Here is a 22,766-nt window from a genome sequence, read left to right as displayed (position 1 = left end):
TGGTGCCATTGGTCGGGGGGGGGGGGGGGGGGGCTTGGGGGCTAAAAACCGGCGGGGCCCCCCCCCCCCCCCCCGGCGGGGCGGGGGGGGGGGGGTGGTGGGTGGCGGGGCCCCCCCCCGGGGGGGGGGGGGGGCCCACGCCGTGCCTACGAGGTCTGGCGCGCGAACTGGGTGATGGCCCCGCGCCAGTGCACGCCCAGGCTGTAGAGCACGCGTGAGCCGGGGGCGAGGAGCGGGCCGGCGTGGTTCATCACGCCTGTCGGCCCGATCTGCCGGCACATGGCCGGCAGCCCTTCTCCGACGCATCCGGCGTAGGTCAGGTCGCCGTTGGGTGAGCGGCGCAGGTGGGTGACGACGCCCCACGTGGCGCCCGCGTCCTGGGCGTTGCCGTAGACGCTGGTGCCGTCCGGCGTCACCGCCACGTCCATGTACGTCCCCCGGGGACCGTCGCCCCGGCACCCCGTGGCGTACCCGATGCAGCCGTGGTAGGCGAGGTTCCCGTTGACGGTGTCGCGGCGCAGGTGGGTGACGCCGGCCGGGCCCGACACGTACAGGCTGTCGCCGGCCGGGGTGATCGCGCCCCTGGTGGCGCGGTACAGGCCGTGGGTGGCGGGCACGTCGCAGCCGGCGGTGCCGGTCTCGGAGACGCAACCCACCTCGGCGAGCGAGCCGGTGGCGAGGTCACGGCGGAAGTGGGTCACCGAGCCGGGACTTCTGGCCACGACGTAGAGACTGCGGCCGTCGGCGCTGAGCACGGCGTCCCCCGAGGACGTCAGGACGCCGGTGCGGCCGATCGGGGTGCACCCCGGCATCGCCTCCCCGATACAGCCGTGGAAGGCCAGGCGGCCGGTGCCGTTGTCGCGGCGCAGGTGGTAGACGGCTCCCTTGGCGGTGCCCGAGGCGTACAGGTACAGGTCCCGGCCGTCGGCGGTCACCGCCATCGCGTGGTCGGAGGTGACCCAGGGAGCGAGTCCGGGCAGGGCCGAGACGCTGCCGCAGCCGTGGTCCCAGACGCAGAAGTCCGTGTCGAGGTCGCCTCCGGCCGTCGTCCTGAAGCCGACCACGGCGGCGGGCGTGGAGGCGTACACGTGGGATCCGGCGGACACCACGGAACTGGCGGCGTACAGGCGGTCGGGCAGCACCACGTCGCCCACCTTCGTGGGGCGGCAGCCCGTGACGCCGCCCATGCAGCCGGTGAGGGCCAGCGTGTCGTCGGCGGCCCGGCGGAAGGAGGAGATGGCGGGCATCGCCGTGCCCGACCCTCCGTCGTCGCCTGCCACGACGTAGACGGTGTCGCCGTTGGCGCGCATCGTCGCCGCCGCCGCCCAGTCGAGCGGGTTGACCGGGCCGATGTGCACGGCTCCCGGCACGTTGGAGGAGATCGTCCGTACGAAACCGAGATCGCCCACCGCCGCCTGCGCGCCGGTGGGATACGCCAGAACCAGTGCCAATGCCGCGGCGATCACCGCGGTCCACCGTCGTGTACGGGCAGTTGCCGGCACGTTGCGCTCCCTTCGTCAGTCCGACGATCGGCGACGCTTCGGCTGCGAGGGAACGCGTCCGGAGTTATCCGGACAAGGCCGTACAGCTGATTCTCGGTGGTGATTGAGCCAGTATCGTCGGGGGTGGTGCGGCCACCGAGATCCTGAGGGTGCTTGATGCAGGTACGTCCGCTTCGCTCGTCCGATCCTCGAGAAATACGCGGGTACGCGCTGCGCGGCAGGCTGGGTGAGGGCGGCCAGGGCACGGTGTTCCTCGGCATCGCGCCGGACGGCTCGCCGGCGGCGGTCAAGGTGCTGCACGCCCGCCTCACCGAGGACGGCGAGGCCAGGCGCTACCTGCAACGCGAGCTGAACGCCCTGCGGCGGGTCGCCTCCTTCTGCACGGCGCGCGTGCTGGCGGCCGACCCCGACGCGGACCCGCCGTACGTGATCAGCGAGTACATCGACGGGCCGTCCCTGCAGGAGGTGATCCGCGGGCGGGGGATCATGGCCGGGGCCGAGCTCGACCGGCTGGCCGTCGCGACCGCGACCGCGCTCGGCGCCATCCACGCGGCGGGCGTCGTGCACCGCGACTTCAAGCCGGCGAACGTGCTGCTGGCCGCCGACGGCCCGCGCGTCATCGACTTCGGCATCGCCCGGCCCATGGACGCCACCGCGGCCACGATCAGCTCCGCCGTCGGTACCCCGGCCTACATGGCGCCCGAGCAGTTGTCCGGGCATCCGGCCGGGCCGCCGATGGACATGTTCGCGTGGGCGTGCACGATGGCGTACGCGGCCAACGGCCGCCCGCCGTTCGGTGACGAGACGCTGCCCGTGGTCATCAACCGGATCCTCAACGCCCAGCCCGACCTGGGGCGGATGGAAGGGCGGCTGCGCGGGTTCGTGGCCGCGTGCCTGGAGAAGGATCCGGCGCGGCGGCCGTCGGCCAGGCAGGTGCTGCTCGGGTTGATGGAGCAGGCCCCGAGGGGGACGCTCCCGCCACCGCCGCCCCACGCCCAGCCGATCGCGGGCGGCCCGCCTCCGCCCAGGCCGGGGTACGGGTCCTCGCTGCCGCCGGGGCCGGTGCATGGACCGCCATCGCTGCCGCCGGGGCCGCCCCACCAGACTCGGCCGGGTGGCAGGACGGCCCGCGTGACGGTGGGAGCGGCGGTGGCGGCGGTGCTCGTGCTGGGGTCGGCGACGGCGGTCTATGTCGCCACCAGGCCGGACGCCGTGAGCACCCGGGTGACCGCGACCCCCACCTCGATCAAGAGCCCGAGCCAGGACACCGGTACGCCCGTCGGCGACGTGACCCGTTCGCCCCGGCTGGGCCTGGAGGTCTGGCAGGACGGCAAGCCGGTGGCCCTGTCGCTCGACGACCTGGACTCCCCGGTGACCGTGGCCCAGCTCAAGGCGGCGCCGTTCGAGCTGCGCTTCCCGAAGCTCGCCGAAGGGCGGGCCCTGCAGGTCTGCGCGTGGACCGGCAAGTCCGTCTTCTCCATCGAGGACGGGGCCAAGGTCGACAGCCACCCGTGCTTCCGCCCGGGAACCGGCGTCGCCGACTACGAGTACGGCTCGGGCACGCTGTATCTGAACGACAACGACGGCCACAACTACCTGGCCGGCAACCGGGTCGCCGCGCAGTCGGCCACCCAGGACAAGGTGTTCGTCTCCAAGATCTTCCGCGACGGGGCGGACACGCCGCTGGCCGGCTTCACGGGAACGCTGTACCTGGCCGCCTTCATCGACCTGAACGGCGACAAGGCGTTCAAGCGGGCGGGCGAGGGCGAGTACGACTATCTCACGCTCAAGATCACCCGCTGACCGGCAAGCTTGGGCAAAGACCGTGATTTGTCGGACTACGTCAACTGTTGTGGAGGAATGACCACCCAGGTGGACGGGGGTGGGCGATGACGGCCACGGAGGCACAGGCGGCGTCCCAGAAGCTGTCGCTGCCGACGCTGACCGCGATGGTGGTCGGGTCGATGGTCGGCGCCGGGGTCTTCTCGCTGCCGCGCAACTTCGCGCAGGCCACCGGGGTGCTCGGGGCGCTGATCGCGTGGGCGGTGGCCGGCGTCGGCATGCTCATGCTGGCCTTCGTCTTCCAGACGCTCGCCGTGCGCAAGCCTGACCTGAACGCCGGCGTCTACGCCTACGCCAAGGCCGGGTTCGGCGAGTTCCCGGGGTTCCTGTCGGCGTTCGGCTACTGGGCCAGCGCCTGCGTGGGCAACGTCTCCTACTGGGTGCTGATCAAGTCAACGCTGGGCGCGGCCATCCCCGGCTTCGGCGAGGGCGACACGATCCTCGCCGTGGCCATCAGCGCGGTGGGCGTGTGGGCGTTCCACTTCATGATCGTGCGCGGGGTGCGCGAGGCGGCCACGATCAACCGGATCGTCACCGTCGCCAAGCTCGTGCCGATCGTGCTCTTCATCGTGATCGTCGCCGTCGCCCTCAAGTCGGCCACCTTCTCCGCGAACTTCCCGGGCACGACGGGTGGCCTGTTCGACCAGGTCAAGGCGACGATGCTGGTGACCGTCTTCGTCTTTCTCGGCGTCGAGGGCGCCAGCGTCTACTCCCGCTACGCGCGCCGCCGCGAGGACGTCGGCCGCGCCACCGTGCTGGGCTTCGTCAGCGTGCTCGCGCTGTTCGCCGCGGTGTCGATCTTCTCGTACGGCGTGCTGCCCCAAAATGATCTGGCCCAGGTCCGCCAGCCGTCCATGGCCGGGGTGATGGAGTCGGTCGTGGGCCCCTGGGGCTCGGTGTTCATCAGCGCCGGCCTGATCGTCTCGGTGCTCGGCGCGTACCTGGCCTGGACGCTGATGGCCGCCGAGGTGCTGTTCGTGGCGGCCAGGGACGACGACATGCCGCGCTTCCTGCGGCGGGAGAACCGGCAGGGCGCCCCGGTGGCCGCTCTGGTCATGACCAGCATCCTGATCACCGCGGTACTGGCGGTCACCCTGTGGTCGGATGACGCGTTCACGTTCACGCTGAAGCTGTGCAGTTCGCTCTCGCTGGTGCCGTACCTGCTCGCCGCGGGCTACGCGCTCAAGCTGCGCGGCACCGCCGGGCAGGTGGCCGTGGCGGCGCTGGCCGTCGTCTACACCGCCTTCCTGATCTTCGCCGCGGGGCCGGAGTTCCTGCTGCTGTCGTGCATCATCTACGCCCCCGGCACGATCCTGTTCGTCATGACCAGGCGCGAGCGGGGCCGGCGCGCGTTCGCGCTGCCGGAGCTGATCCTGTTCGTCCTGGTCGCCGCCGGGGCGGTCGTCGGCGTCATCGGGCTGGCCGCGGGCTGGATCACCATCTGAGAAGGAGGAAGCCATGACGCTGGGTGTGCATTCCGAGGTCGGGATGCTGCGCAAGGTCATCGTGCACCGGCCGGAGCTGAGCATGAGACGCCTCACCCCGGCCAACAACGACCGGCTGCTGTTCGACGACATTCTCTGGGTCGAGCAGGCGCAGCGCGAGCACGACGCCTTCGTGGCGATGATGCGCGGGCGCGGCATCGAGGTCTTCGACCACCGGCGGCTGCTGGCCGAGGCGCTGGAGTCGCGCTTCGACGCCAAGCAGCACGCCATCGAGCAGGCCGTCACCCACCTGACCGTCGGTCCCGCCCTGGTCGACACCATCCGCGAGACGCTGGCCGGGTGGAGCGGCGAGAAGCTGGCCACCCATCTCATCGGCGGCCTCACCAAGCAGGAGTACGGCACCGCCGCCCTGGACGAGAAGTCTCTGGTGGCCGCCGCGGCGCGGCCGGGGGAGTTCATCCTGCCGCCGCTGCCGAACTCGTTGTACCAGCGCGACCCCTCGGCCTGGCTGTACGGAGGCGTCTCGCTGAACCCGATGTACTACCACGCCCGCCTCCTGGAGACCATGAACCAGTCGACGATCTACCATTACCACCCGATGTTCACCGAGGAGCGCTTCACCTTCTGGTATCCCGACGCGGGCGAGGACGACCGCTTCCACGAGGAGGACTACGGCACCGCCGCCATGGAGGGCGGCGACATGATGCCCATCGGCAACAAGACCGTCGCCATCGGCCTGTCCGAGCGCACCACCGCCCGCACCGTCGAGCACATCGCGCTGTCGCTCTTCGCCGCGGGCGCCGCGGAGCGGGTGATCGCGGTCAACATCCCCAAGCGCCGCTCCTACATGCACCTCGACACCGTCTTCACCTTCCTGGACGCCGACAAGGCCACCGCCTATCCGCCGTTCCTGGAGACCGCCACCACGTACTCGCTGCGCCCCGGCGACAAGCCGGCCACGCTGGACGTGCGCCGCGACGCCTCCTTCGTCGGCGCCCTGGAGGAGTCGCTCGGGATCGGCCGGCTGGAGGTGATCCCGACCGGCGGCGACGACTACCAGCAGGCCCGCGAGCAGTGGGACTCCGGCAACAACTTCTTCGCCCTCGCGCCCGGGGTCGTCGTCGGCTACCACAAGAACCAGTTCACCAACCGCAAGCTGCGCGAGCACGGGGTCGACGTCATCGAGATCGAGGGCTTCGAACTCGGCAAGGGCCGCGGCGGCGCCCACTGCATGACCTGCCCGATCGAACGCGACGCCGTCTGAACCCTCCCCCCGGGAGGAAAGCCATGAGAATCGTCCTGATCTGCGCCACCTTGCTGCTGGCCACCGCCTGCACCTCGGGCAACCAGCCCGACTGGTGGCGTACCAACCAGACCGACGGCCAGGTCGGCCCGGTCCGGCTCGTGCACGTCAACATCGAGGCGCCGCCCATGGACGAGCAGAAGCCCGGCGGCACGCTGCCGCTCTACCTGACGCTGTTCAACGACGCGGCCGTCGAGCAGGTCATGGACGCGGTGAGCACCGTGGAGGCCAAGAAGGTCGTCTACCGCGCGGGCTCGGACGCGCCCGTGGAGCGCATGCGGGTGGTCATCCCGCCGAAGGGGGAGCTGTCCCTGCAGAAGGGGAACGGCCGGCCGTACCTGGAACTGGTGGGCACGAACCGGCAGCTCGGCAACACCACGATCCCCGTCACCTTCCGCTTCCCCACGGCGGGGACGGTCACCATCCGCGTGCCCGTGCGGGCGGGACGGTCTTCGCCGGCGCCGTCGTGAGCCATTGAAGAACAAGATTCCAGAATGTCATTCTGGTCCTATGACCGTCGACAAGCACGCCCTCCGCGCCCGATACCGCCAGGAACGCGACAAGCGCCTCCGCCCCGACGGCAACGACCAGTACCTGCGCCTGACCGGCCGTTTCGCCTCCTACGCCGACGACCCGTACACCCCCAGAGCCCCGCGGGAGCCGAAGAGCGACCACGTCACCGTGGCGTTCGTCGGCGGCGGGTTCGCCGGGCTGGTCACCGGGGCGCGGCTGAAGGAGGCCGGGGTGGCCGACGTCAGGGTCGTGGAGAAGGGAGGCGACTTCGGCGGCACCTGGTACTGGAACCGCTACCCCGGAGCCCAGTGCGACACCGCCTCCTTCGTCTACATGCCGCTGCTCGAAGAGCTCGGCCACATGCCGACGGAGAAGTACGCCCACGCGCCCGAGATCCTGGAGCACTGCCGGCGCATCGGCAAACACTACGGCCTCTACGACAACGCGCTCTTCCACACCGAGGTCACCGGCCTGGAATGGGACGACGAGCGCGCGCTCTGGACCGTCACCACCGACCGGGGCGACCGGTTCACCGCGCGGTTCGTGGCCATGGGCGTCGGACCGCTGCACGTGCCCAAGCTGCCCGGCATCCCCGGGATCGACTCCTTCGGCGGGCACTCCTTCCACACCAGCCGCTGGGACTACGCCTACACCGGCGGCGACCCGGCGGGCGCGCCCATGGACCGGCTGGCCGGCAAGCGGGTGGCGGTCATCGGCACCGGCGCGACCGCGGTGCAGTGCGTGCCGCACCTGGCGCGGGACTGCGCCGAGCTGTACGTGTTCCAGCGCACGCCGTCCTCGGTGGACGTGCGTGACAACCGGCCGACCGATCCCGCGTGGTTCGCCGGGATCGCCACGCCGGGCTGGCAGCGGCGCTGGCTGGAGAACTTCACCGCCAACCAGGCCGGCGGCGGCGCCGAGGAGGACCTGGTGATGGACGGGTGGACCGACATCGCCCGCCGCGTGCGCGACCGGATCGCCGCCCTGCCGCAGGACGCGCGGACGATCGAGCGGATGCTGGAGGCGTTCGAGGACTCCGACTTCGAGAAGATGGAGGAGATCCGCGCCCGCGTCGACGCCGTCGTGGGCGACCCGGAGACCGCCGGCCGGCTCAAGGCCTGGTACCGGCAGCTGTGCAAGCGGCCGTGCTTCCACGACCAGTACCTGCAGGCGTTCAACCTGCCGGGCGTCCACCTGGTCGACACCGACGGCAAGGGCGTCGAGCGCGTCACGGAGGCGGGCGTGGTGGCCGCGGGCCGGGAGTACGCGGTGGACTGCGTGATCTACGCCTCCGGCTTCGAGGTGGGCACCGACTACACGCGGCGCGCCGGCTACGACGTGACCGGGCGGGGCGGGGTCAGGCTGTCGGCGTACTGGGAGGAGGGGATGCGCACGCTGCACGGCACCCACGTGCACGGCTTCCCGAACCTCTTCATCGTCCAGCCGGCCCAGGGCGCCAACCTCGTCTCGAACATCCCGCACAACCTGACCGAGTCGGGCCGGACGATCGCGATGATCGTCAAGCACGCCCTCGACCGCGGCCACGTCCGGGTGGAGGCGAGCAAGCAGGCCGAGGACGCGTGGCTGGAGCTGCTCATGTCCGGTCCCGGCACGCTGCTGGGCGGCGCCGACTGCACGCCCGGCTATTACAACAACGAAGGCCGGGACCCGGGCAGGAAGGGCTGGCTGAGCCTCGGCTATCCGCTCGGGGCCACCGCCTATTTCGCCTATCTGGAGCAATGGCGTACGGCGGGCGACTTCGCGGGCCTCGACTTCACCTAGCTTGATCTTTACCCCCTTACCGGTGCCTTTGCCTGCCTCGGGGCAGCTCAACCCCTGTGAGCCGGGAGAGCGACGACGTCACGGCCCGGATCAGGGAACGGCTGGGCACCCTGCGGGCGCGCATGCGCCGCGAGGCCGTACTCGACGAGGCCGTCAGCCGTACGGCCGCGCGCCAGAACATCCGCCCCGAGGAGGCGGCGCGCCACCTCGGCCGGCTCGCCGACGGCTCCGGCATGGAACTCCTGGACCTGGCCGCCGCGATCGAGCCCGCGCCGCGCCCGGCCACGCCGCCGCCGGTGCCCGGATGGGTGCTGGCGGTGCTGCAGGCCGTGCACGTCTCGGCCGCCTACCTGGTGCCGGTCCTCGACGACGGCGACCGGCCGGTCGACTTCGTGATCGCCGCGGCGAACGAGCAGGCCCGCGACGTGACCGGGCGCGGCGCCGGTGAACTCGTCGGCGAGCGCCTCGTCCAGGCCTGCCCGGGGGTGGTGAAGTCCGGGCTGCTGGAGGCGTACTTCCGGGTGCTCGCCGACGGCCGGCCGCTCAAGCTCGACCCGGTGGAGTACGTGGAGGTGCGCGACCACAAGCTCTGGCCGGCGTCGCTGACGGTGCGGGCCGTACCGCTGCACGAGGGAGTCCTGGCGAGCTGGCGCGCGCTCGACGAGGACGAGCGGCTGATCAGCCGGTGGGACCGCGCCCAGCGCGAGGCCGAGCTCGGCTGGGCCGAGTGGACGCTCACCACCGGCCGCGCCTACTGGACCGCCCAGATGTACGGGATCTTCGGCCGCGACCCCGCCGGCGGCCCGATGCCGCTGGAGGAACTGCCCGGCGCCGTCGTCGAGGCGGACGTGCCGCTGGTGGACGAGCTCATGTCCACCCTGCTCGAACACGGCGAGGCGGCCGACGGCGAGTTCAGGATCAGGCAGCGCCACGGCGTACGGCAGGTGCGCGCGGTCAGCGAGCCCGTCCTCGACGACAGCGGCACCCCGGTGCTGGTCAGGATGCTCGTCCAGGACATCACCCGTGGCCGCCGCCGCGAACGCGCCCTGTCGGCGGCCCACGCGCAGGCGATCAGGCAGCGCCGCCGGGCCGAGGAGGAGCAGCGCGTCGCCCACCGCCTCCAGGACGCCATCCAGCCCGGCCGCAGCGGCGTCCTCGACGTACCCGGCGTCCGGATCGCCGTACGCTACCTGCCCGCGGAAGAGGTCGGCCGGCTCGGCGGCGACTGGTTCAAGGCCAGGAGCCTGCCCGACGGCCGGGTCCTGGTGGCCATCGGCGACGCGATGGGCCACGGCCTGGCCGCCGTCGGACTGATGGCGCAGATGCGCTTCGGCCTGGCCGGGCTCGCCTACACCAAGGCCGACGCCGCCCAGCTGGCCACCTGGCTGAACGACCTCATCTACCACAACAGCGAGACCGTGGCCGCGACGGGCACCGCCGTCATCGGCCACTTCGATCCCGGCAGCAGGCTCCTGACCTGGACCAGCGCCGGCCACCCGCCGCCGCTGCTGGTGCGCGGCGGGGTCGCGGCGCTGCTGGAGCCGCGCCCGGGACTGATGCTCGGCGCCCTGGAGTCGGTCGCCTACGAGCTGACCACCACGCAGCTCCACCCCGGCGACATGCTGTTCCTCTACACCGACGGCGTCATCGAGCGCCGCGACCAGGATCTCGACGCCGGGCTGAAGTCCCTGCTGGAGGCGGCCGACTCCTGCCCGCTCGACGATCCCGAGGCGGCCATCGGCTGCGTCCTGGACCGCATCGGCCTGGACACCCACGACGACGTCTGCCTGCTGGCGCTGCGCATCCACTGACGCCTGCTATACGTCTGTATAGTAAAATACACAATCGTATAGTCAGTTGCGCCTGTGGACAGGAAGAAGCGATGACCGCACCCGATCCGGAAGACCTCACCGCGCGCGCCCGCATCAGGGACGCCGCGATGCGCCACTTCGGCGAGCACGGCTTCGAACGGGCCACCATCCGGGGGATCGCCGACAGCGCGGGTGTCTCCTCCGGGCTGGTGCGCCACCACTTCGGCTCCAAGCAGGGCCTGCGCGAGGCCTGCGACGAGTACCTGGTCAAGGCCATCCGCACGCTCAACGACGAGGTCCGCGCCGACGCCGGGCACAACTACGTCGCCGTCGCCCGCGCCGTCTTCGGCCCCTACCAGCGCTACATGTCCCGCGCGCTGGCGGAGGGCTCGGCCGCCGAGGTCTTCGACGCGATCGCGGAGCTCGGCGAGCAATGGCTGGCCGAGGCCGACAAGAGCCGCCCCGACCCGCCCAAGGTCCCGGTCAGGGCGCGCGCCACCGTCGGCACCGCGATGGCGCTGGCCGTCTCCGTGCTGCAGGAGCACATCTCCCGGCGGCTCGGGGTGCGGGTCTTCAGTCCCGCCGGGGACGAACTGCTCGCCCGGGTGCTGCTCGACCTCTACTCCCACTCCTGGCTCACCCCGGAGGAGGGCGCCGCGTTGCAGGCGCGCCTCGATGAGAAGGGAGACGAACGATGACCGACGCCATCGCGGTGACCGGTCTGGTCACGAGCTTCGGTCCGGCACGGGCGCCGGACGGGCCGAACCTGTCCGCGCGCACCGGACCTTCCGCCTTCTCCCACGTCCCGAAGCTGCCCGCCGAATCGCTGAACGGCCTCCCGCTCGCGGTGCTGACCGCGATGGCGGCGGCGCTGATCGCCGCGGGCTCCGCCGGAATCCGCGGGCGCGACCTTCCGATCGGGTGAAAGCACCCAGGGTGCTCAGATAACGCGAAGGAAGATCCCCTTTAGCGCAAAACCATGCTCAACGCCGCAAGATATGCCGAAAGGGATGACATCCAGCTGGATGTCGTCTTTTTCGTGTTAGGTGGCGTTTACCCGCGAGTCATGAGCCTCGGTCAGGCTACGGGCGTCCCTCACCCTTGATCGACAGGGAGCCACCCCCGTGCGCAACCTCAACCGCCGCCACTTCCTCGTCACCGGCCTGGCCGCGGGAGCCGCCGCCGGGCTGCCCACCGGGGCCGAGGCCGCCACCCGCGGCAGGGAACCGGCCGCCAACCCCTTCACCCTCGGCGTCGCCAGCGGCGACCCCGACCACCACGGCTTCGTCATCTGGACCAGGCTCGCGCTCAACCCCATGGCCGAGGACGGCATGGGCGGCATGCCCGCGCGCCCGGTCACCGTCCAGTGGCAGATCTACGCCGACGAGCGCGCCAGGCGCACCGTGCGCGCGGGCGTCACCCGCGCGGTCCCCGAGTGGGGCCACAGCGTGCACGTCGAGGTCGCCGGCCTCGCCCCCGGCCGCGAGTACTGGTACCGCTTCAAGACCGGCCGTCACGTCTCCCCGCTCGGCCGCGCCCGCACCGCCCCCCACCCCTTCCAGTACGGCGGGGCCCTGTCGATGGCCTTCGTCTCCTGCGCCCAGTACGAGCACGGCTACTTCACCAGCTACCGCCGCCTGGCCGAGGAGAACCCCGACCTCGTCCTGCACCTGGGCGACTACCAGTACGAGTACACCAAGAACACCTACGTCATCCCCGGCGGCAACGTCCGCCACCACGACGGCCCCGAGACCGAGACGCTGGCCAACTACCGCCAGCGCCACGCCCAGTACAAGGCCGACGCCGACCTGCAGGCCGCCCACGCCGCGGCCCCCTGGCTGGTGGTGTGGGACGACCACGAACTGGACAACAACTGGGCCGACGAGGTCCCGGAGAAGCCCGAGATCCCGCAGCCGAACTTCCGCCGGCGCCGCGAGGCCGCCTTCCGCGCCTATTACGAGAACATGCCGCTGCGCCGCTCCTCGGTCCCGCACGGCATCGACATGCAGCTCTACCGGCGCGTGCGCTGGGGCCGCCTGGCCACCTTCCACATGCTCGACACCCGGCAGTACCGCGACGACCAGGGCTGCGGCGACGGCTACCGCGACTGCCCGGCGGCGATCGACCCGGCCCGCTCCATCACCGGCAACGAGCAGGAGGCCTGGCTGCTGGACGGCTTCCGCCACTCCCGCGCCCAGTGGGACATCCTCGGCCAGCAGGTCTTCTTCGCCCAGCGCGACAACAACGCCGGACCCCAGAAGGTCACCTCGCAGGACGCCTGGGACGGCTACGTCGCCTCGCGCAAGCGCATCACCCAGGGCTGGCTCGACGCCCAGGTCCGCAACCCCGTCGTGCTCACCGGCGACGTGCACGCGCACTGGGCCGGCGACCTGAAGCTCGACTACGACGACCCCACGGGCCCGTCGGTCGGCTCGGAACTGGTGGCCACCTCCATCAGCACCGGCGGCGACGGCAAGGACTCCGACCCGCAGACGCAGCCGTTCCTGAAGATCAACCCGCACCTGAAGTTCTACAACAACCAGCGCGGCTACGTGCTGACCACGATCGAGCGGGACCTCATGACCGCCGACTTCCGGGTGGTGCCGAAGGTGCAGGCGCCCGGCTCGGGCGTACACACCAAGGCCACGTTCGTCATCGAGGACCGCGTCCCGGGCGTGAAGCAGACCTACCTGCGCCCGGTCGACCCGGCGCTCAAGGCGCTCGGCGAGACGACCATCGAGGAGACGGTCCGCCTGGAGACCGAGCGCCCCTAGCCGTCGGCCGCCCCGGTCCCAAGCCGCAAAGACCGGGGCGGCCGGCCTCCTTCGGTTGGATACTTAGCTCAACTAAGTTAGTCTGGCTAAGTATGAGGGACGATCCCGACGCGCTGGCCGAGCAGATGTCCGTCGTGCTGCGCCACCTGGTCCTGCTGCTGCGCCGTACCGTCGCCGGCCAGCCGGTCACCAGCCAGCAGTACGCCGTCCTCGGCTCGCTCAAGCACGGGCCGCGCCGGATGACCGAGCTGGCCGAGGAGCACGCCGTCCAGCTCCCGACCATGACGGTCCAGATCAACCGGCTCGAAGAGGCCGGGCTGGTGGCCAGGGGCGGCGACCCGGCCGACGCCAGGGTCAGGACGGTCGAGCTGACCGGCGAGGGCCGTACGCGGCTGCTGGCCGTACAGCGTGCCAGGATCGCGCACCTCGCCCACGAACTGGCCGCGCTCACACCGGACGAGCGCGCCGCCCTCGCGGCGGCGCTCCCGGTGCTGGCCAAGCTCGGCTGAGACGCACGAAGGAGTGTCATGTCATCCGGTGGCGGCATACTGCGCCAGCCGATGTCCGTCTGGGCCACCGCGTTCGCCGCGGTCGTCGCCTTCATGGGCATCGGGCTCGTCGATCCGATCCTGCCCTCCATCGCCCAGGGGCTCAACGCCGGCCCCAGCCAGGTGTCCCTGCTGTTCACCAGCTACTTCCTGGTCACCGCCGTGGCGATGCTGGTCACCGGCTGGGTCTCCAGCCGGATCGGCGGCAAGAAGACCCTGCTGGCCGGACTCGCGCTGGTCGTCGTCTTCGCCGCGCTGGCCGGGACGTCCGGCAGCGTGGGCGAGCTGATCGGCTTCCGCGCCGGATGGGGCCTGGGCAACGCGTTGTTCGTCGCCACCGCGCTCGCGGTCATCGTGGGCTCGGCCAGCGGCGGCGCCGAGGCCGCGATCATCCTCTACGAGGCGGCGCTCGGCCTCGGCATCTCGCTCGGCCCGCTCGCCGGCGCGCTGCTCGGAGACTGGAACTGGCGGGCCCCGTTCTTCGGCACCGCCACGCTGATGGCCGCCGGATTCGTGCTCATCGCCACCCTGCTGAAGAACACGCCCACGCCGCAGGCCGGAACCCGGCTCAGCGCCCCCATCCGGGCGCTGGCCCACGGCGGGCTGTCCACCACCGCCTTCACCGCCCTGTTCTACAACTTCGCCTTCTTCACCGTGCTGGCGTTCACGCCGTTCATCCTGCACCTGCCGGCCTACGGCATCGGCGCCGTCTTCTTCGGCTGGGGCGTGTGCGTGGCGCTGGCCTCGGTGTTCGGGGCGCCGCCGCTGCAGCGCGGGCTCGGCTCGGTCAACGTGCTGCACCTGGCGCTGGCTCTGCTCGCGCTGTGCCAGATCGGCATCGCGCTGTCCGGCCACGCGGGCATCATCGTGTTCACGATCCTGTCGGGCATCCCGATCGGGCTCAGCAACACCGTCTTCACCGAGTCGGCCATGGAGGTCTCCGACGCGCCCCGGCCGGTCGCCTCCGCCGGCTACAACTTCGTGCGCTGGATGGGCGGCGCGCTGGCCCCGTTCCTGGCCACCAAGATGGGCGAGGAGCTCGGGATCGCGGTGCCGTACCTCGTCGGCGCGGCCTGCTGCGTCCTCGCCATGGCCATCCTGTACGGCCGGCGCCACCACCTTCTCGCCCTGCGGCGCGTCGACACCGACCACGCCCTGGACGACGCCGTGGTTGCATAGCAGGCATGATCGGACACGCCATCGTGGCGGCGGGGCTGGCGGTCAGCCCCGCCGTCGCGTTACGCCCGGAGATATCGGTCATGACGTGGAACGTCTGCGCGGGCACGAACGCCTCCTGCTCCCTGTACCGCCGCACCGCCCCCGAGATCGCCCGCGCCGTCGGCACCCAGGCCGGGCGCGGTACTGACGTGCTGTTCCTGCAGGAGTTCTGCACGGGCGCGGACGCGGCGCTGGAAGGCTGGCTGGAGAACGCCACCGGCCGCGCCTGGACCGTGCGCTCGTGGGGGCTCCAGTCACAGCACGGCACGCCGTACGCCTGCCATCCCGACCTGCTCGGCCGCCCGCGCGGAACCCAGAGCGTCACCATCGCCGTCGCCGGCCCGGCCACCTTCGAGACACACGCCCTGAGCTCGCCGCCCTGGTCGGTGAAGCGGGCCGCGCTCTGCGCCGACCTGCCGCGGCACCGGGTACGAGCCTGCACCAGCCACCTGTCCGTGGGACTGCCCTACGACGATCGCGGGCCCGGCGCGCCGTACCGGACGAAACAGGTGCGCGAGCTCTTCGCGCTCACCGCGAAGGACCGCACGCCCGTCGTCGGCGGCGACCTCAACCTGCGGCCGGACAGCCGCGCGCTCGCCCCCGTCTACGCCCGCTACCAGGAGTGCGACCCGCGGCGGCGGCCGACCATGCGGGCCAAGAAGCTCGACTACCTGTTCACCACGCGGGTGCTCGGCTGCCGCCTGGACAGCCGCACCACCGTCTCCGACCACCAGCCGCTCCATCTCCGTGCCGCCCTGTAGGAAGACGGCGGGCCCTCGTGGTGTTGAATGATGCGAACTCCAGACCATGACGGAAGGACCAGCGTGCCCACGATCGGTGTACTCGCCCTCCAGGGAGACGTGCGCGAACACGTCGCGATGCTGGAGGCGGCCGGCGCCGGCGCGACCCCCGTGCGCCGCCCCGCGGAGCTTGAGGCTGTCGACGGGCTCGTGATCCCCGGCGGGGAGTCCACCACGATGTGGAAGCTGGCCGAGATCTTCGAGATGCTCGAACCCCTGCGCCTGCGGATCAAGGACGGCCTGCCCGCCTACGGCTCCTGCGCCGGCATGATCATGCTGGCCGACCGGATCGAGGACGGCGTCGACGGCCAGCAGACCATCGGCGGCCTCGACATGGTCGTGCGGCGCAACGCCTTCGGCCGCCAGGTCGACTCCTTCGAGGCCGACCTGACCTTCGCCGGCGGCCCCGTGCACGCCGTGTTCATCCGCGCGCCATGGGTGGAATCGGTGGGTTCGGAGGTCGAGGTGCTGGCTACCGCGCCGCCGGGGGATAGGATCGTCGCGGTCCGCCAAGGGCCTCTGCTCGCGACATCGTTCCATCCCGAGCTGACCGGGGACACTCGCGTGCACGAATACTTCGTCAACATGGTGAGGGAGCTCTAGGTAATGTCCGGCCACTCCAAATGGGCGACGACGAAGCACAAGAAGGCCGCGCTCGACGCCAAGCGCGGCAAGCTTTTCGCGAAGCTCATCAAGAACATCGAGGTGGCGGCACGGACCGGTGGCCCTGACCCGGACGCCAACCCCACCCTCTTCGACGCCATCTTCAAGGCGAAGAAGAACTCGGTGCCCAACGACAACATCGAGCGGGCCCGCAAGCGCGGCGGCGGCCTGGAGGCCGGCGGCGCCGACTGGCAGACCATCATGTACGAGGGCTACGCGCCCGGCGGCGTCGCGGTGCTCATCGAGTGCCTCACCGACAACCGCAACCGCGCCGCCTCCGAGGTACGCGTCGCGCTGACCCGCAACGGCGGTTCGCTGGCCGACCCCGGCTCGGTGTCGTACATGTTCAACCGCAAGGGCGTCGTGCTCGTCCCCAAGAACGGCCTCGACGAGGACGACGTGCTGACCGCGGTCCTGGACGCGGGCGCCGAGGAGGTCAACGACCTGGGCGAGTCCTTCGAGGTCGTCTCCGAGGCCGGCGACCTGGTCCCGGTGCGCAAGGCGCTGCAGGAGGCGGGCATCGACTACGACTCGGCCGAGTCCGGGTTCCTGCCGACCATGAGCGTGCAGCTCGACGAGGACGGCGCGCGCAAGGTCTTCCGCCTCATCGACGCGCTGGAGGACAGCGACGACGTGCAGAACGTCTTCGCCAACTTCGACGTCTCCGACGAGATCATGGAGAAGCTCGACGCTTAATGCGGAACGAACCTTTCCGCATTACTGCGTAGCGTGGAAGGCATGATGAAGCCTTTCACCATCGACGTCCCGCAGGCCGACCTCGACGACCTTCGCGAGCGCCTGGCCCGCACCCGCTGGCCCGCTCGGCTCCCCGGAGCCGAGTGGAGCCGCGGCGTCCCCGTCGCCTACCTGCGCGAGCTCGCCGGCCACTGGGCCGACGGCTACGACTGGCGCGCCTGGGAGGCGAAGATGAACGCCTTCCCGCAGTTCACCACCGAGATCGACGGCCAGCGGATCCACTTCTTCCACGTGCGCTCGGCCGACCCCGGCGCGCTGCCGCTGATCCTCACCCACAGCTGGCCGAACTCCGTCGCCGAGTTCACCGAACTGCTCGGCCCGCTGTCGGAGCACTTCCACGTGGTCGCGCCCTCGCTGCCCGGTTTCGGCTTCTCGCCGTTCCCCGAGCCCGCCGACGAGCGGCCGTGGAGCGTCGAGCGCGTCGCCCGTACCTGGGCCGAGCTGATGAGCCGCCTGGGGTACGAGCGCTACGGCGCCCACGGCAACGACGCGGGCGCGCTGGTCTCCCCGCAACTGGCCGCCCTCTTCCCCGAGCACGTCGTCGGCGTGCACATCACCGGCGGGCTCGGCATGCCCACCGAGCCGGAAGACCAGGAGGGCGTGGACGCCTGGGTCGTCGACATGCTCAGCGGCGCCGCGGGCAGCGGGTACGCCCCCTACCTGGCCGCCCGGCCCCAGACGCTCGCCTACGGCTTCAGCGACTCGCCCGTCGCCCAGCTCGCCTACCTCGTCGAGCGCTTCAAGGAGTTCGACGGCTGGCACCAGGCGGGCTCCACCGACCCCGTCGAGCGCGACCTCGTCCTCACCAACGCCAGCCTCTACTGGCTGACCGGCACCGGCGGCTCGTCGTCGTGGACGTACTACGAGGGCGCGGCCGGGCTGCCGATCGACCAGGACGTGGTCCCCACCGGCGTCTCCCACGGCGGCCCCGAGACCTTCCGCCGCATCGCCGAGCGCAAGAACACGATCGTCCACTGGAACGATCTCGACCACCCCAGCCACATGCTCGCCATGGCCGCGCCCGGCCCGCTGGCAGCCGACATCCGGGACTTCTTCGGAGAACTCGCCCCTCGCTAGGGTGGTGGGCCATGATCCCGGCCCCGCCCGCCCGCAGCGCTCGGCTGGTTACTCCTGGCGCCCGCGGCGTTCGCGGCGCTCGCCTGCCTGGTCGTGCCCAGCGCGCACACCGTCGTGATGAGCACGCGATCGGTGCGCCTGCTGGCGCGGCGGGACGAGCCCGTCGGCCTCGCCAACTACGCCGCGGTGCTCGGGGACGAGGGGTTCTGGCGGGCGCTGGCGTGCTCCTGAGCCAGAGCCTCAACTCCTACCGGAACACCGTCGCCGACGTCGGCGTGACGACGCCGCTGCCCGTCATGCTGCTCGCCCTCGCCGCCGTGGTCGCCGCGCAACTGCTTCACTTCGACCGGCTGGCGATCACGATGGGGAGGAGCGCGTAGGTTTGTCCGGTGGACATACGTGAGCTGACCCTGGACGACCTCGACGCCGTGCTCGACATCCGCAAGCGCTCCTTCGGCCTGCTGTCGCCCGGCGAGCGCGAGCAGTGGCTCAAGGCCATGCCGCCGGTCATGGCCGCGGGCCGCTACCTGGGAGTCTTCGACGGCGAACGCCTGTCGGCCGCGGGCCGGATCCGCTCCTTCACCCAGTGGTGGCACGGACGGCCGCAGCCCATGGCCGGGGTCGCCGGCGTCACCGTCAACCCCGAGGACCGGGGCCGCGGCGTGGGCACCCTCCTCATGACCGGGCTGATCTCCCGCGCCGCCGAACTGGGCGAAGCCGTCTCCGCCCTGTATCCGGCCACCACCCCCATCTACCGCTCGCTCGGTTACGAGCACGCCGGCGCCCAGAACCTCATCACGCTCCCCACCGAGGCGCTGCGCCGCATCCGCCACTCCGGCCAGGTGAAGCTGCGCCGCATGGGCCCCGGCGACGCCCCCGAACTCCTGTCCGTCATCGGCCGCGCCCACGCCGCCGCCCGCGCCAGCGGCCCCATCACCTGGGACGAGCGCACCTGGCGCGTATGGCTCGCCGAGGAGAACGACTTCCTCTACCTCGCCGACGACGGCTACGCCGTCTACCGCTGGTCGGACGGCGGCATCGAGGTCGACGCCGTCGTCGCCGCCTCCGCGGAGACCAGCAGGGCGTTGTGGTCGCTCATCGGCAGTTCCTCCTCCATCGCCGCCCACGTCACCGCCGCCGTCGCCCCCGACGACCCGGTGTTGTGGCTGGTGGGCGAGCGCGCCAAGGAGACGGTCAAGCAGGTCCGCTGGATGCACCGCCTCATCGACCTGCCCCTCGCCGTGTCCCGCCGCGGCTACCCGGCCGCCGTGTCCGCCTCCGCCGTCGTCGAGGTCACCGACCCTCAGCGCCCGGACAACTCGGGCGCGTGGCGCCTCGACGTCTCCTCAGGATCCGGTACGGCTACCGCCACCACCTCCGCCGCCGGCCCCCAGCTGACGGCCAACGGCATCGCCGCCCTCTACGCCGGTGTGCCTGCGGCCACCCTCCGCCGCTCCGGGCTGATGACCGGGCCGGACACCTCGGACGACGCCCTGGACGCGGTGTTCGCGGCTCGGCCGTACATGCTGGACTACTTCTGACCCACGGCCCGCTCCCCGGGGCTCCCGCACCATCCAGAGGTCCTTCGACCTCCGCCGCCCCCATGCTTCCCCGCTCTCGGTGGGGCTCGGGGGTTCCCACGCGGCACCGGGCCACGGCCTCTGGGAGGCCTTGGGACACCGGGATTTCCGGCTGAGTCCCCGGGGCGTGTTCGCGGTGCGCGGGCGGGGGAACACGGGTAGAGTTCCTTGCCGAACAGGTGTTCGGCGGTTGAGGGGGCGTGCGGGTGCGGGTGATGGGCGTCGATCCCGGGTTGACCAGGTGCGGCCTCGGGGCCGTCGAGGGGCGGCCGGGCACCGCGCTCTCCCTGGTGGCGGTGGGCGTGGTCCGCACCTCACCCGACGACGACCTGGGCACCCGCCTGGTGGGGATCGAGGAGGGCATCGAGCGGTGGCTCGACGACGTCCGCCCCGACGCCGTGGCCGTGGAGCGCGTCTTCAGCCAGCACAACGTGCGCACCGTGATGGGCACCGCCCAGGCGGCCGGCATCGCCGTCCTGTGCGCCGCCCGCCGTGGCCTGCCCGTGGCGTTGCACACCCCGTCCGAGGTCAAGGCGGCCATCACCGGCAGCGGCACCGCCGACAAGAAGCAGATCGGCGCCATGGTCACCCGCTTGCTGCGGCTGTCGGAGATGCCCAAGCCCGCCGACGCCGCCGACGCCCTCGCCCTGGCCATCTGTCACGTCTGGCGCGGCGGAAACCAGCACCGCCTAGCCCAGGCCGTGGCCCGAGCACAATCCCAACGCCGCACCTCTCATCCCCGCACCTCCATCCCCCCACAGCCCCAGCGCGCCCGTTCCCCCCAACCCCCTCCGAACCCACCCACCCCGCCCGCACCCTCCACCGGGACGACCCCCGCCCCGCCCGCCACCTCGGCCGGCCCGCCCGCCACACCCACGAGGACGCCTGCCACCTCGGCCGGTTCGGCAGCCGCCTCCCGCAGGTCACGTGACACCGCCGATGGTCCGTCGCACGGCCCAGCCGGATCGTCCGGCCCTCCCGATGGGCCCAGCGGCTCCACCCGGACACCCGCCGTCTCGGGTGCCGACAGCGGGCTGCTCACAAGCTCGGGTGCCGCAGGTGGCGGGCCGCCCACGGGCTCGGCTGCCGGGCCCAGCGGGGCGCGGGCCGCTGGCGGCGCCCTCGGCCGGACCTCGCGCGGCACGGCAGCGGCCCAGCCGCCCGGCCAGGCTCTAGGCTCGCCTTCCGGGCAGCCGCCGCGCCTGGGCACCGGTCAGGGCTCGGGCTCCGAGGCAGGGTCTGGTGCCAGTGCGACCGGCGGGTCCCGGGTAGTCGAGGGTTCTGAAGCCGGCGCTGCCGGCCGTACCACCGGAAAGGGTGTGGGGTTGTGATCGCGTCCGTGGCGGGGAAGGTGGCGGCGCTCGCCCCAGACGGCGCCGTCGTCGAGGTCGGCGGGGTGGGGATCCTGGTGCACTGCACCCCCGGCACCCTGGCCGGGCTGCGGGTCGGGGAGGCGGCCAGGCTGGCGACCTCGCTGGTGGTGCGGGAGGAGTCGCTGACCCTGTTCGGGTTCGGGAGCGAGGACGAGCGGACCGTGTTCGAGATGCTCCAGACGGCCAGCGGCGTCGGGCCGAAGCTGGCGCTGGCGATGCTGGCCGTGCACACGCCCAACGCGCTGCGCGTGGCGGTCGCGAGCGCGGACCTCAAGGCGCTGACCCAGGTGCCGGGCATCGGGCAGAAGGGCGCCCAGCGCATCGTCCTGGAGCTCAAGGACCGGCTCGGCACCCCCGAGGAGGCCGTCAACGCCGCGATCGGCGGCAACGCGGGCAGGCCCGCCTGGCGTGAGCAGGTTCACTCCGGTCTGGTCGGGCTCGGCTACTCCAGCAAGGACGCCGACGAGGCGGTCGCCGTCGTGGCGCCCGAGGCCGACGTCGCGCTGGCCGAGGGACGGCAGCCGCAGGTGGCCGCGCTGCTCAAGGCGGCGCTGAGGGCGTTGAGCGTGCGATGAGCGACTGGGACGATCTGGGCGATCTGGAGCGCGAGCTGGTCGCGCCGGAGGCCGGCGGCGACGAGCAGCAGATCGAGGCGGCGCTGCGGCCCAAGCGGCTGGCGGAGTTCATCGGCCAGGGACGGGTGCGTGAGCAGCTCTCGCTGGTGCTCGAAAGCGCGCTGAGACGGCAGCGCCCGCCGGACCACGTGCTGATGAGCGGCTCGCCGGGCCTCGGGAAGACCACGCTGGCGATGATCATCGCAGCGGAACTGGGCGCGCCGTTGCGCATCACCTCGGGCCCCGCGCTCGAACGCGCCGGCGACCTCGCGGCGATCCTGTCGACGCTGGCCGAGGGCGAGGTGCTGTTCATCGACGAGATCCACCGGATGGCCCGCCCCGCCGAGGAGATGCTCTACCTCGCGATGGAGGACTTCCGGGTCGACATCGTCGTCGGCAAGGGCCCGGGGGCGACCGCGATCCCGCTGGACATCGCGACGTTCACGCTGGTCGGCGCCACCACCAGGGCCGGACTGCTGCCCGCGCCGCTGCGCGACCGTTTCGGCTTCACCGCCCACATGGACTTCTACGAGGTCCCCGAGCTCGAACAGGTGCTGGCCCGCTCGTCCCGCCTGCTCGGCGTGCACCTGCCGGACGACGCCGCGCACGAGATCGCCCGCCGTTCGCGCGGCACGCCCCGCATCGCCAACCGGCTGCTGCGCCGGGTGCGCGACTTCGCCGAGGTGCGCGCCGACGGCGTCGTCACCCGCGACCTGGCCGCCGCCGCGCTCAACCTCTACGAGGTCGACGCGTGGGGGCTCGACCGGCTCGACCGGGCGGTGCTCGGGGTACTGCTGCGCAAGTTCGGCGGCGGCCCGGTCGGGCTGTCCACGCTGGCCGTGGCGGTGGGGGAGGAGCCGGAGACGGTCGAGGTGGTGGCGGAGCCGTTCCTGGTGCGCCAGGGTCTGCTGGCCCGCACCCCGCGCGGCCGGGTCGCGACCGCCGCGGCCTGGACCCATCTGGGCCTCACCCCGCCGCCGGACGCGTTCGGCGCCCCGCTGTTCGGCTCCGCGGATCTATGACACGGAACGGCACGCGCCCCGCCAAACCCACGGGGTCACAGAACGGTTGCAACCATTGCAAATTGGGAACTTCCCCGCGCGCCGAATCGCTGCCTCGTTGCCGCGTTTCGCAACAACCGCCTACACTCCGTGGCTTGGCTGGC

20 protein-coding genes and 1 pseudogene are annotated in these 22,766 nt (G+C 71.9%); 20 read left to right on the top strand and 1 reads right to left on the bottom strand.

From position 1 onward, the window contains the following. Positions 1 to 146: 146 nt before the first annotated feature. Positions 147 to 1,502, bottom strand: a complete 1,356-nt coding sequence (locus ACIBI5_RS50795) for a hypothetical protein (protein ID WP_397258461.1) — start codon at positions 1,500 to 1,502, stop codon at positions 147 to 149. 156 nt (positions 1,503 to 1,658) lie between these two features. Here ACIBI5_RS50795 and ACIBI5_RS50790 point away from each other — a divergent pair, with 156 nt between their 5' ends. The 20 genes and pseudogenes from ACIBI5_RS50790 (at position 1,659) to ruvB (ending at position 22,623) form a co-directional block, all read left to right on the top strand. Then, entirely contained in the window at positions 1,659 to 3,305 is a 1,647-nt protein-coding gene (locus ACIBI5_RS50790) for a serine/threonine-protein kinase (RefSeq protein WP_397258459.1), read from the top strand. Between the two features lie 86 nt (positions 3,306 to 3,391). Next, positions 3,392 to 4,789 carry a basic amino acid/polyamine antiporter gene (locus tag ACIBI5_RS50785; protein ID WP_397258457.1) on the top strand — a complete coding sequence of 466 codons (1,398 nt, stop codon included), beginning with the start codon at positions 3,392 to 3,394 and terminating at the stop codon, positions 4,787 to 4,789. 13 nt (positions 4,790 to 4,802) lie between these two features. Beyond that, complete coding sequence (locus ACIBI5_RS50780) at positions 4,803 to 6,053, top strand: arginine deiminase (protein ID WP_397258455.1); 1,251 nt, start codon at positions 4,803 to 4,805, stop codon at positions 6,051 to 6,053. A gap of 23 nt (positions 6,054 to 6,076) precedes the next feature. Continuing rightward, positions 6,077 to 6,562: a hypothetical protein gene (locus ACIBI5_RS50775; RefSeq protein WP_397258453.1), complete on the top strand. Its 486-nt coding sequence runs from the start codon at positions 6,077 to 6,079 to the stop codon at positions 6,560 to 6,562. A 40-nt stretch (positions 6,563 to 6,602) separates the two neighbouring features. Further along, positions 6,603 to 8,387, top strand: a complete 1,785-nt coding sequence (locus ACIBI5_RS50770; protein ID WP_397258451.1) for a flavin-containing monooxygenase — start codon at positions 6,603 to 6,605, stop codon at positions 8,385 to 8,387. Positions 8,388 to 8,443: 56 nt separating this feature from the next. Next, positions 8,444 to 10,198 carry a PP2C family protein-serine/threonine phosphatase gene (locus ACIBI5_RS50765; protein WP_397258449.1) on the top strand — a complete coding sequence of 585 codons (1,755 nt, stop codon included), beginning with the start codon at positions 8,444 to 8,446 and terminating at the stop codon, positions 10,196 to 10,198. 71 nt (positions 10,199 to 10,269) lie between these two features. Beyond that, positions 10,270 to 10,896, top strand: a complete 627-nt coding sequence (locus ACIBI5_RS50760; protein ID WP_397258447.1) for a TetR/AcrR family transcriptional regulator — start codon at positions 10,270 to 10,272, stop codon at positions 10,894 to 10,896. Continuing rightward, on the top strand, positions 10,893 to 11,123 hold the full coding sequence (locus ACIBI5_RS50755) for a hypothetical protein (RefSeq protein WP_397258445.1): 231 nt from the start codon (positions 10,893 to 10,895) through the stop codon (positions 11,121 to 11,123). The genes ACIBI5_RS50760 and ACIBI5_RS50755 overlap by 4 nt, the downstream gene beginning before the upstream one ends. A gap of 199 nt (positions 11,124 to 11,322) precedes the next feature. Beyond that, a complete protein-coding gene (locus ACIBI5_RS50750) occupies positions 11,323 to 12,972 on the top strand; it encodes an alkaline phosphatase D family protein (RefSeq protein WP_397258443.1) in 1,650 nt (549 codons plus the stop codon). A 92-nt stretch (positions 12,973 to 13,064) separates the two neighbouring features. Continuing rightward, entirely contained in the window at positions 13,065 to 13,481 is a 417-nt protein-coding gene (locus ACIBI5_RS50745; RefSeq protein WP_397258441.1) for a MarR family winged helix-turn-helix transcriptional regulator, read from the top strand. A gap of 18 nt (positions 13,482 to 13,499) precedes the next feature. Further along, positions 13,500 to 14,699: an MFS transporter gene (locus ACIBI5_RS50740; RefSeq protein ID WP_397258439.1), complete on the top strand. Its 1,200-nt coding sequence runs from the start codon at positions 13,500 to 13,502 to the stop codon at positions 14,697 to 14,699. Positions 14,700 to 14,704: 5 nt separating this feature from the next. Continuing rightward, the gene (locus ACIBI5_RS50735; protein WP_397258437.1) at positions 14,705 to 15,499 is read left to right on the top strand and encodes an endonuclease/exonuclease/phosphatase family protein; all 795 of its coding nucleotides are present in this window, start codon (positions 14,705 to 14,707) and stop codon (positions 15,497 to 15,499) included. 30 nt (positions 15,500 to 15,529) lie between these two features. Next, positions 15,530 to 16,141, top strand: a complete 612-nt coding sequence (gene pdxT, locus ACIBI5_RS50730; protein WP_379622505.1) for a pyridoxal 5'-phosphate synthase glutaminase subunit PdxT — start codon at positions 15,530 to 15,532, stop codon at positions 16,139 to 16,141. Positions 16,142 to 16,144: 3 nt separating this feature from the next. After that, complete coding sequence (locus ACIBI5_RS50725; protein ID WP_184961861.1) at positions 16,145 to 16,897, top strand: YebC/PmpR family DNA-binding transcriptional regulator; 753 nt, start codon at positions 16,145 to 16,147, stop codon at positions 16,895 to 16,897. A gap of 42 nt (positions 16,898 to 16,939) precedes the next feature. After that, the gene (locus tag ACIBI5_RS50720; protein ID WP_397258435.1) at positions 16,940 to 18,034 is read left to right on the top strand and encodes an epoxide hydrolase family protein; all 1,095 of its coding nucleotides are present in this window, start codon (positions 16,940 to 16,942) and stop codon (positions 18,032 to 18,034) included. A 221-nt stretch (positions 18,035 to 18,255) separates the two neighbouring features. Next, the gene (locus ACIBI5_RS50715) at positions 18,256 to 18,414 is read left to right on the top strand and encodes a hypothetical protein (RefSeq protein WP_397258433.1); all 159 of its coding nucleotides are present in this window, start codon (positions 18,256 to 18,258) and stop codon (positions 18,412 to 18,414) included. Between the two features lie 9 nt (positions 18,415 to 18,423). Continuing rightward, positions 18,424 to 19,575, top strand: a complete 1,152-nt coding sequence (eis, locus tag ACIBI5_RS50710) for an enhanced intracellular survival protein Eis (protein ID WP_397258431.1) — start codon at positions 18,424 to 18,426, stop codon at positions 19,573 to 19,575. Positions 19,576 to 19,820: 245 nt separating this feature from the next. Further along, positions 19,821 to 20,315, top strand: a pseudogene (gene ruvC, locus ACIBI5_RS50705) (crossover junction endodeoxyribonuclease RuvC); the annotation flags it as partial. A gap of 626 nt (positions 20,316 to 20,941) precedes the next feature. Next, positions 20,942 to 21,562 carry a Holliday junction branch migration protein RuvA gene (ruvA, locus tag ACIBI5_RS50700; protein ID WP_397258429.1) on the top strand — a complete coding sequence of 207 codons (621 nt, stop codon included), beginning with the start codon at positions 20,942 to 20,944 and terminating at the stop codon, positions 21,560 to 21,562. Beyond that, complete coding sequence (gene ruvB, locus ACIBI5_RS50695) at positions 21,559 to 22,623, top strand: Holliday junction branch migration DNA helicase RuvB (RefSeq protein ID WP_397258427.1); 1,065 nt, start codon at positions 21,559 to 21,561, stop codon at positions 22,621 to 22,623. Before ruvA ends, ruvB begins: the two co-directional genes overlap by 4 nt. The last annotated feature ends 143 nt before the right edge of the window (positions 22,624 to 22,766 follow it).

This window comes from Nonomuraea sp. NPDC050540 (genome assembly GCF_044457485.1).
In the GTDB taxonomy this organism is placed as follows: domain Bacteria; phylum Actinomycetota; class Actinomycetes; order Streptosporangiales; family Streptosporangiaceae; genus Nonomuraea.
Note: the sequence above shows the minus strand (reverse complement) of the source record. Positions and strands in the feature narration are given on the sequence as shown.

What these genes read in the sequence shown, in the direction of transcription:
- ACIBI5_RS50790 (WP_397258459.1), top strand. Translation starts at nt 1,659, where the DNA reads ATGCAGGTACGTCCGCTTCGCTCGTCCGATCCTCGAGAAATACGCGGG.
- ACIBI5_RS50785 (WP_397258457.1), top strand. Translation starts at nt 3,392, where the DNA reads ATGACGGCCACGGAGGCACAGGCGGCGTCCCAGAAGCTGTCGCTGCCG.
- ACIBI5_RS50780 (WP_397258455.1), top strand. Translation starts at nt 4,803, where the DNA reads ATGACGCTGGGTGTGCATTCCGAGGTCGGGATGCTGCGCAAGGTCATC.
- ACIBI5_RS50775 (WP_397258453.1), top strand. Translation starts at nt 6,077, where the DNA reads ATGAGAATCGTCCTGATCTGCGCCACCTTGCTGCTGGCCACCGCCTGC.
- ACIBI5_RS50770 (WP_397258451.1), top strand. Translation starts at nt 6,603, where the DNA reads ATGACCGTCGACAAGCACGCCCTCCGCGCCCGATACCGCCAGGAACGC.
- ACIBI5_RS50760 (WP_397258447.1), top strand. Translation starts at nt 10,270, where the DNA reads ATGACCGCACCCGATCCGGAAGACCTCACCGCGCGCGCCCGCATCAGG.
- ACIBI5_RS50755 (WP_397258445.1), top strand. Translation starts at nt 10,893, where the DNA reads ATGACCGACGCCATCGCGGTGACCGGTCTGGTCACGAGCTTCGGTCCG.
- ACIBI5_RS50745 (WP_397258441.1), top strand. Translation starts at nt 13,065, where the DNA reads ATGAGGGACGATCCCGACGCGCTGGCCGAGCAGATGTCCGTCGTGCTG.
- ACIBI5_RS50740 (WP_397258439.1), top strand. Translation starts at nt 13,500, where the DNA reads ATGTCATCCGGTGGCGGCATACTGCGCCAGCCGATGTCCGTCTGGGCC.
- ACIBI5_RS50735 (WP_397258437.1), top strand. Translation starts at nt 14,705, where the DNA reads ATGATCGGACACGCCATCGTGGCGGCGGGGCTGGCGGTCAGCCCCGCC.
- pdxT (WP_379622505.1), top strand. Translation starts at nt 15,530, where the DNA reads ATGCGAACTCCAGACCATGACGGAAGGACCAGCGTGCCCACGATCGGT.
- ACIBI5_RS50725 (WP_184961861.1), top strand. Translation starts at nt 16,145, where the DNA reads ATGTCCGGCCACTCCAAATGGGCGACGACGAAGCACAAGAAGGCCGCG.
- ACIBI5_RS50720 (WP_397258435.1), top strand. Translation starts at nt 16,940, where the DNA reads ATGATGAAGCCTTTCACCATCGACGTCCCGCAGGCCGACCTCGACGAC.
- ruvB (WP_397258427.1), top strand. Translation starts at nt 21,559, where the DNA reads ATGAGCGACTGGGACGATCTGGGCGATCTGGAGCGCGAGCTGGTCGCG.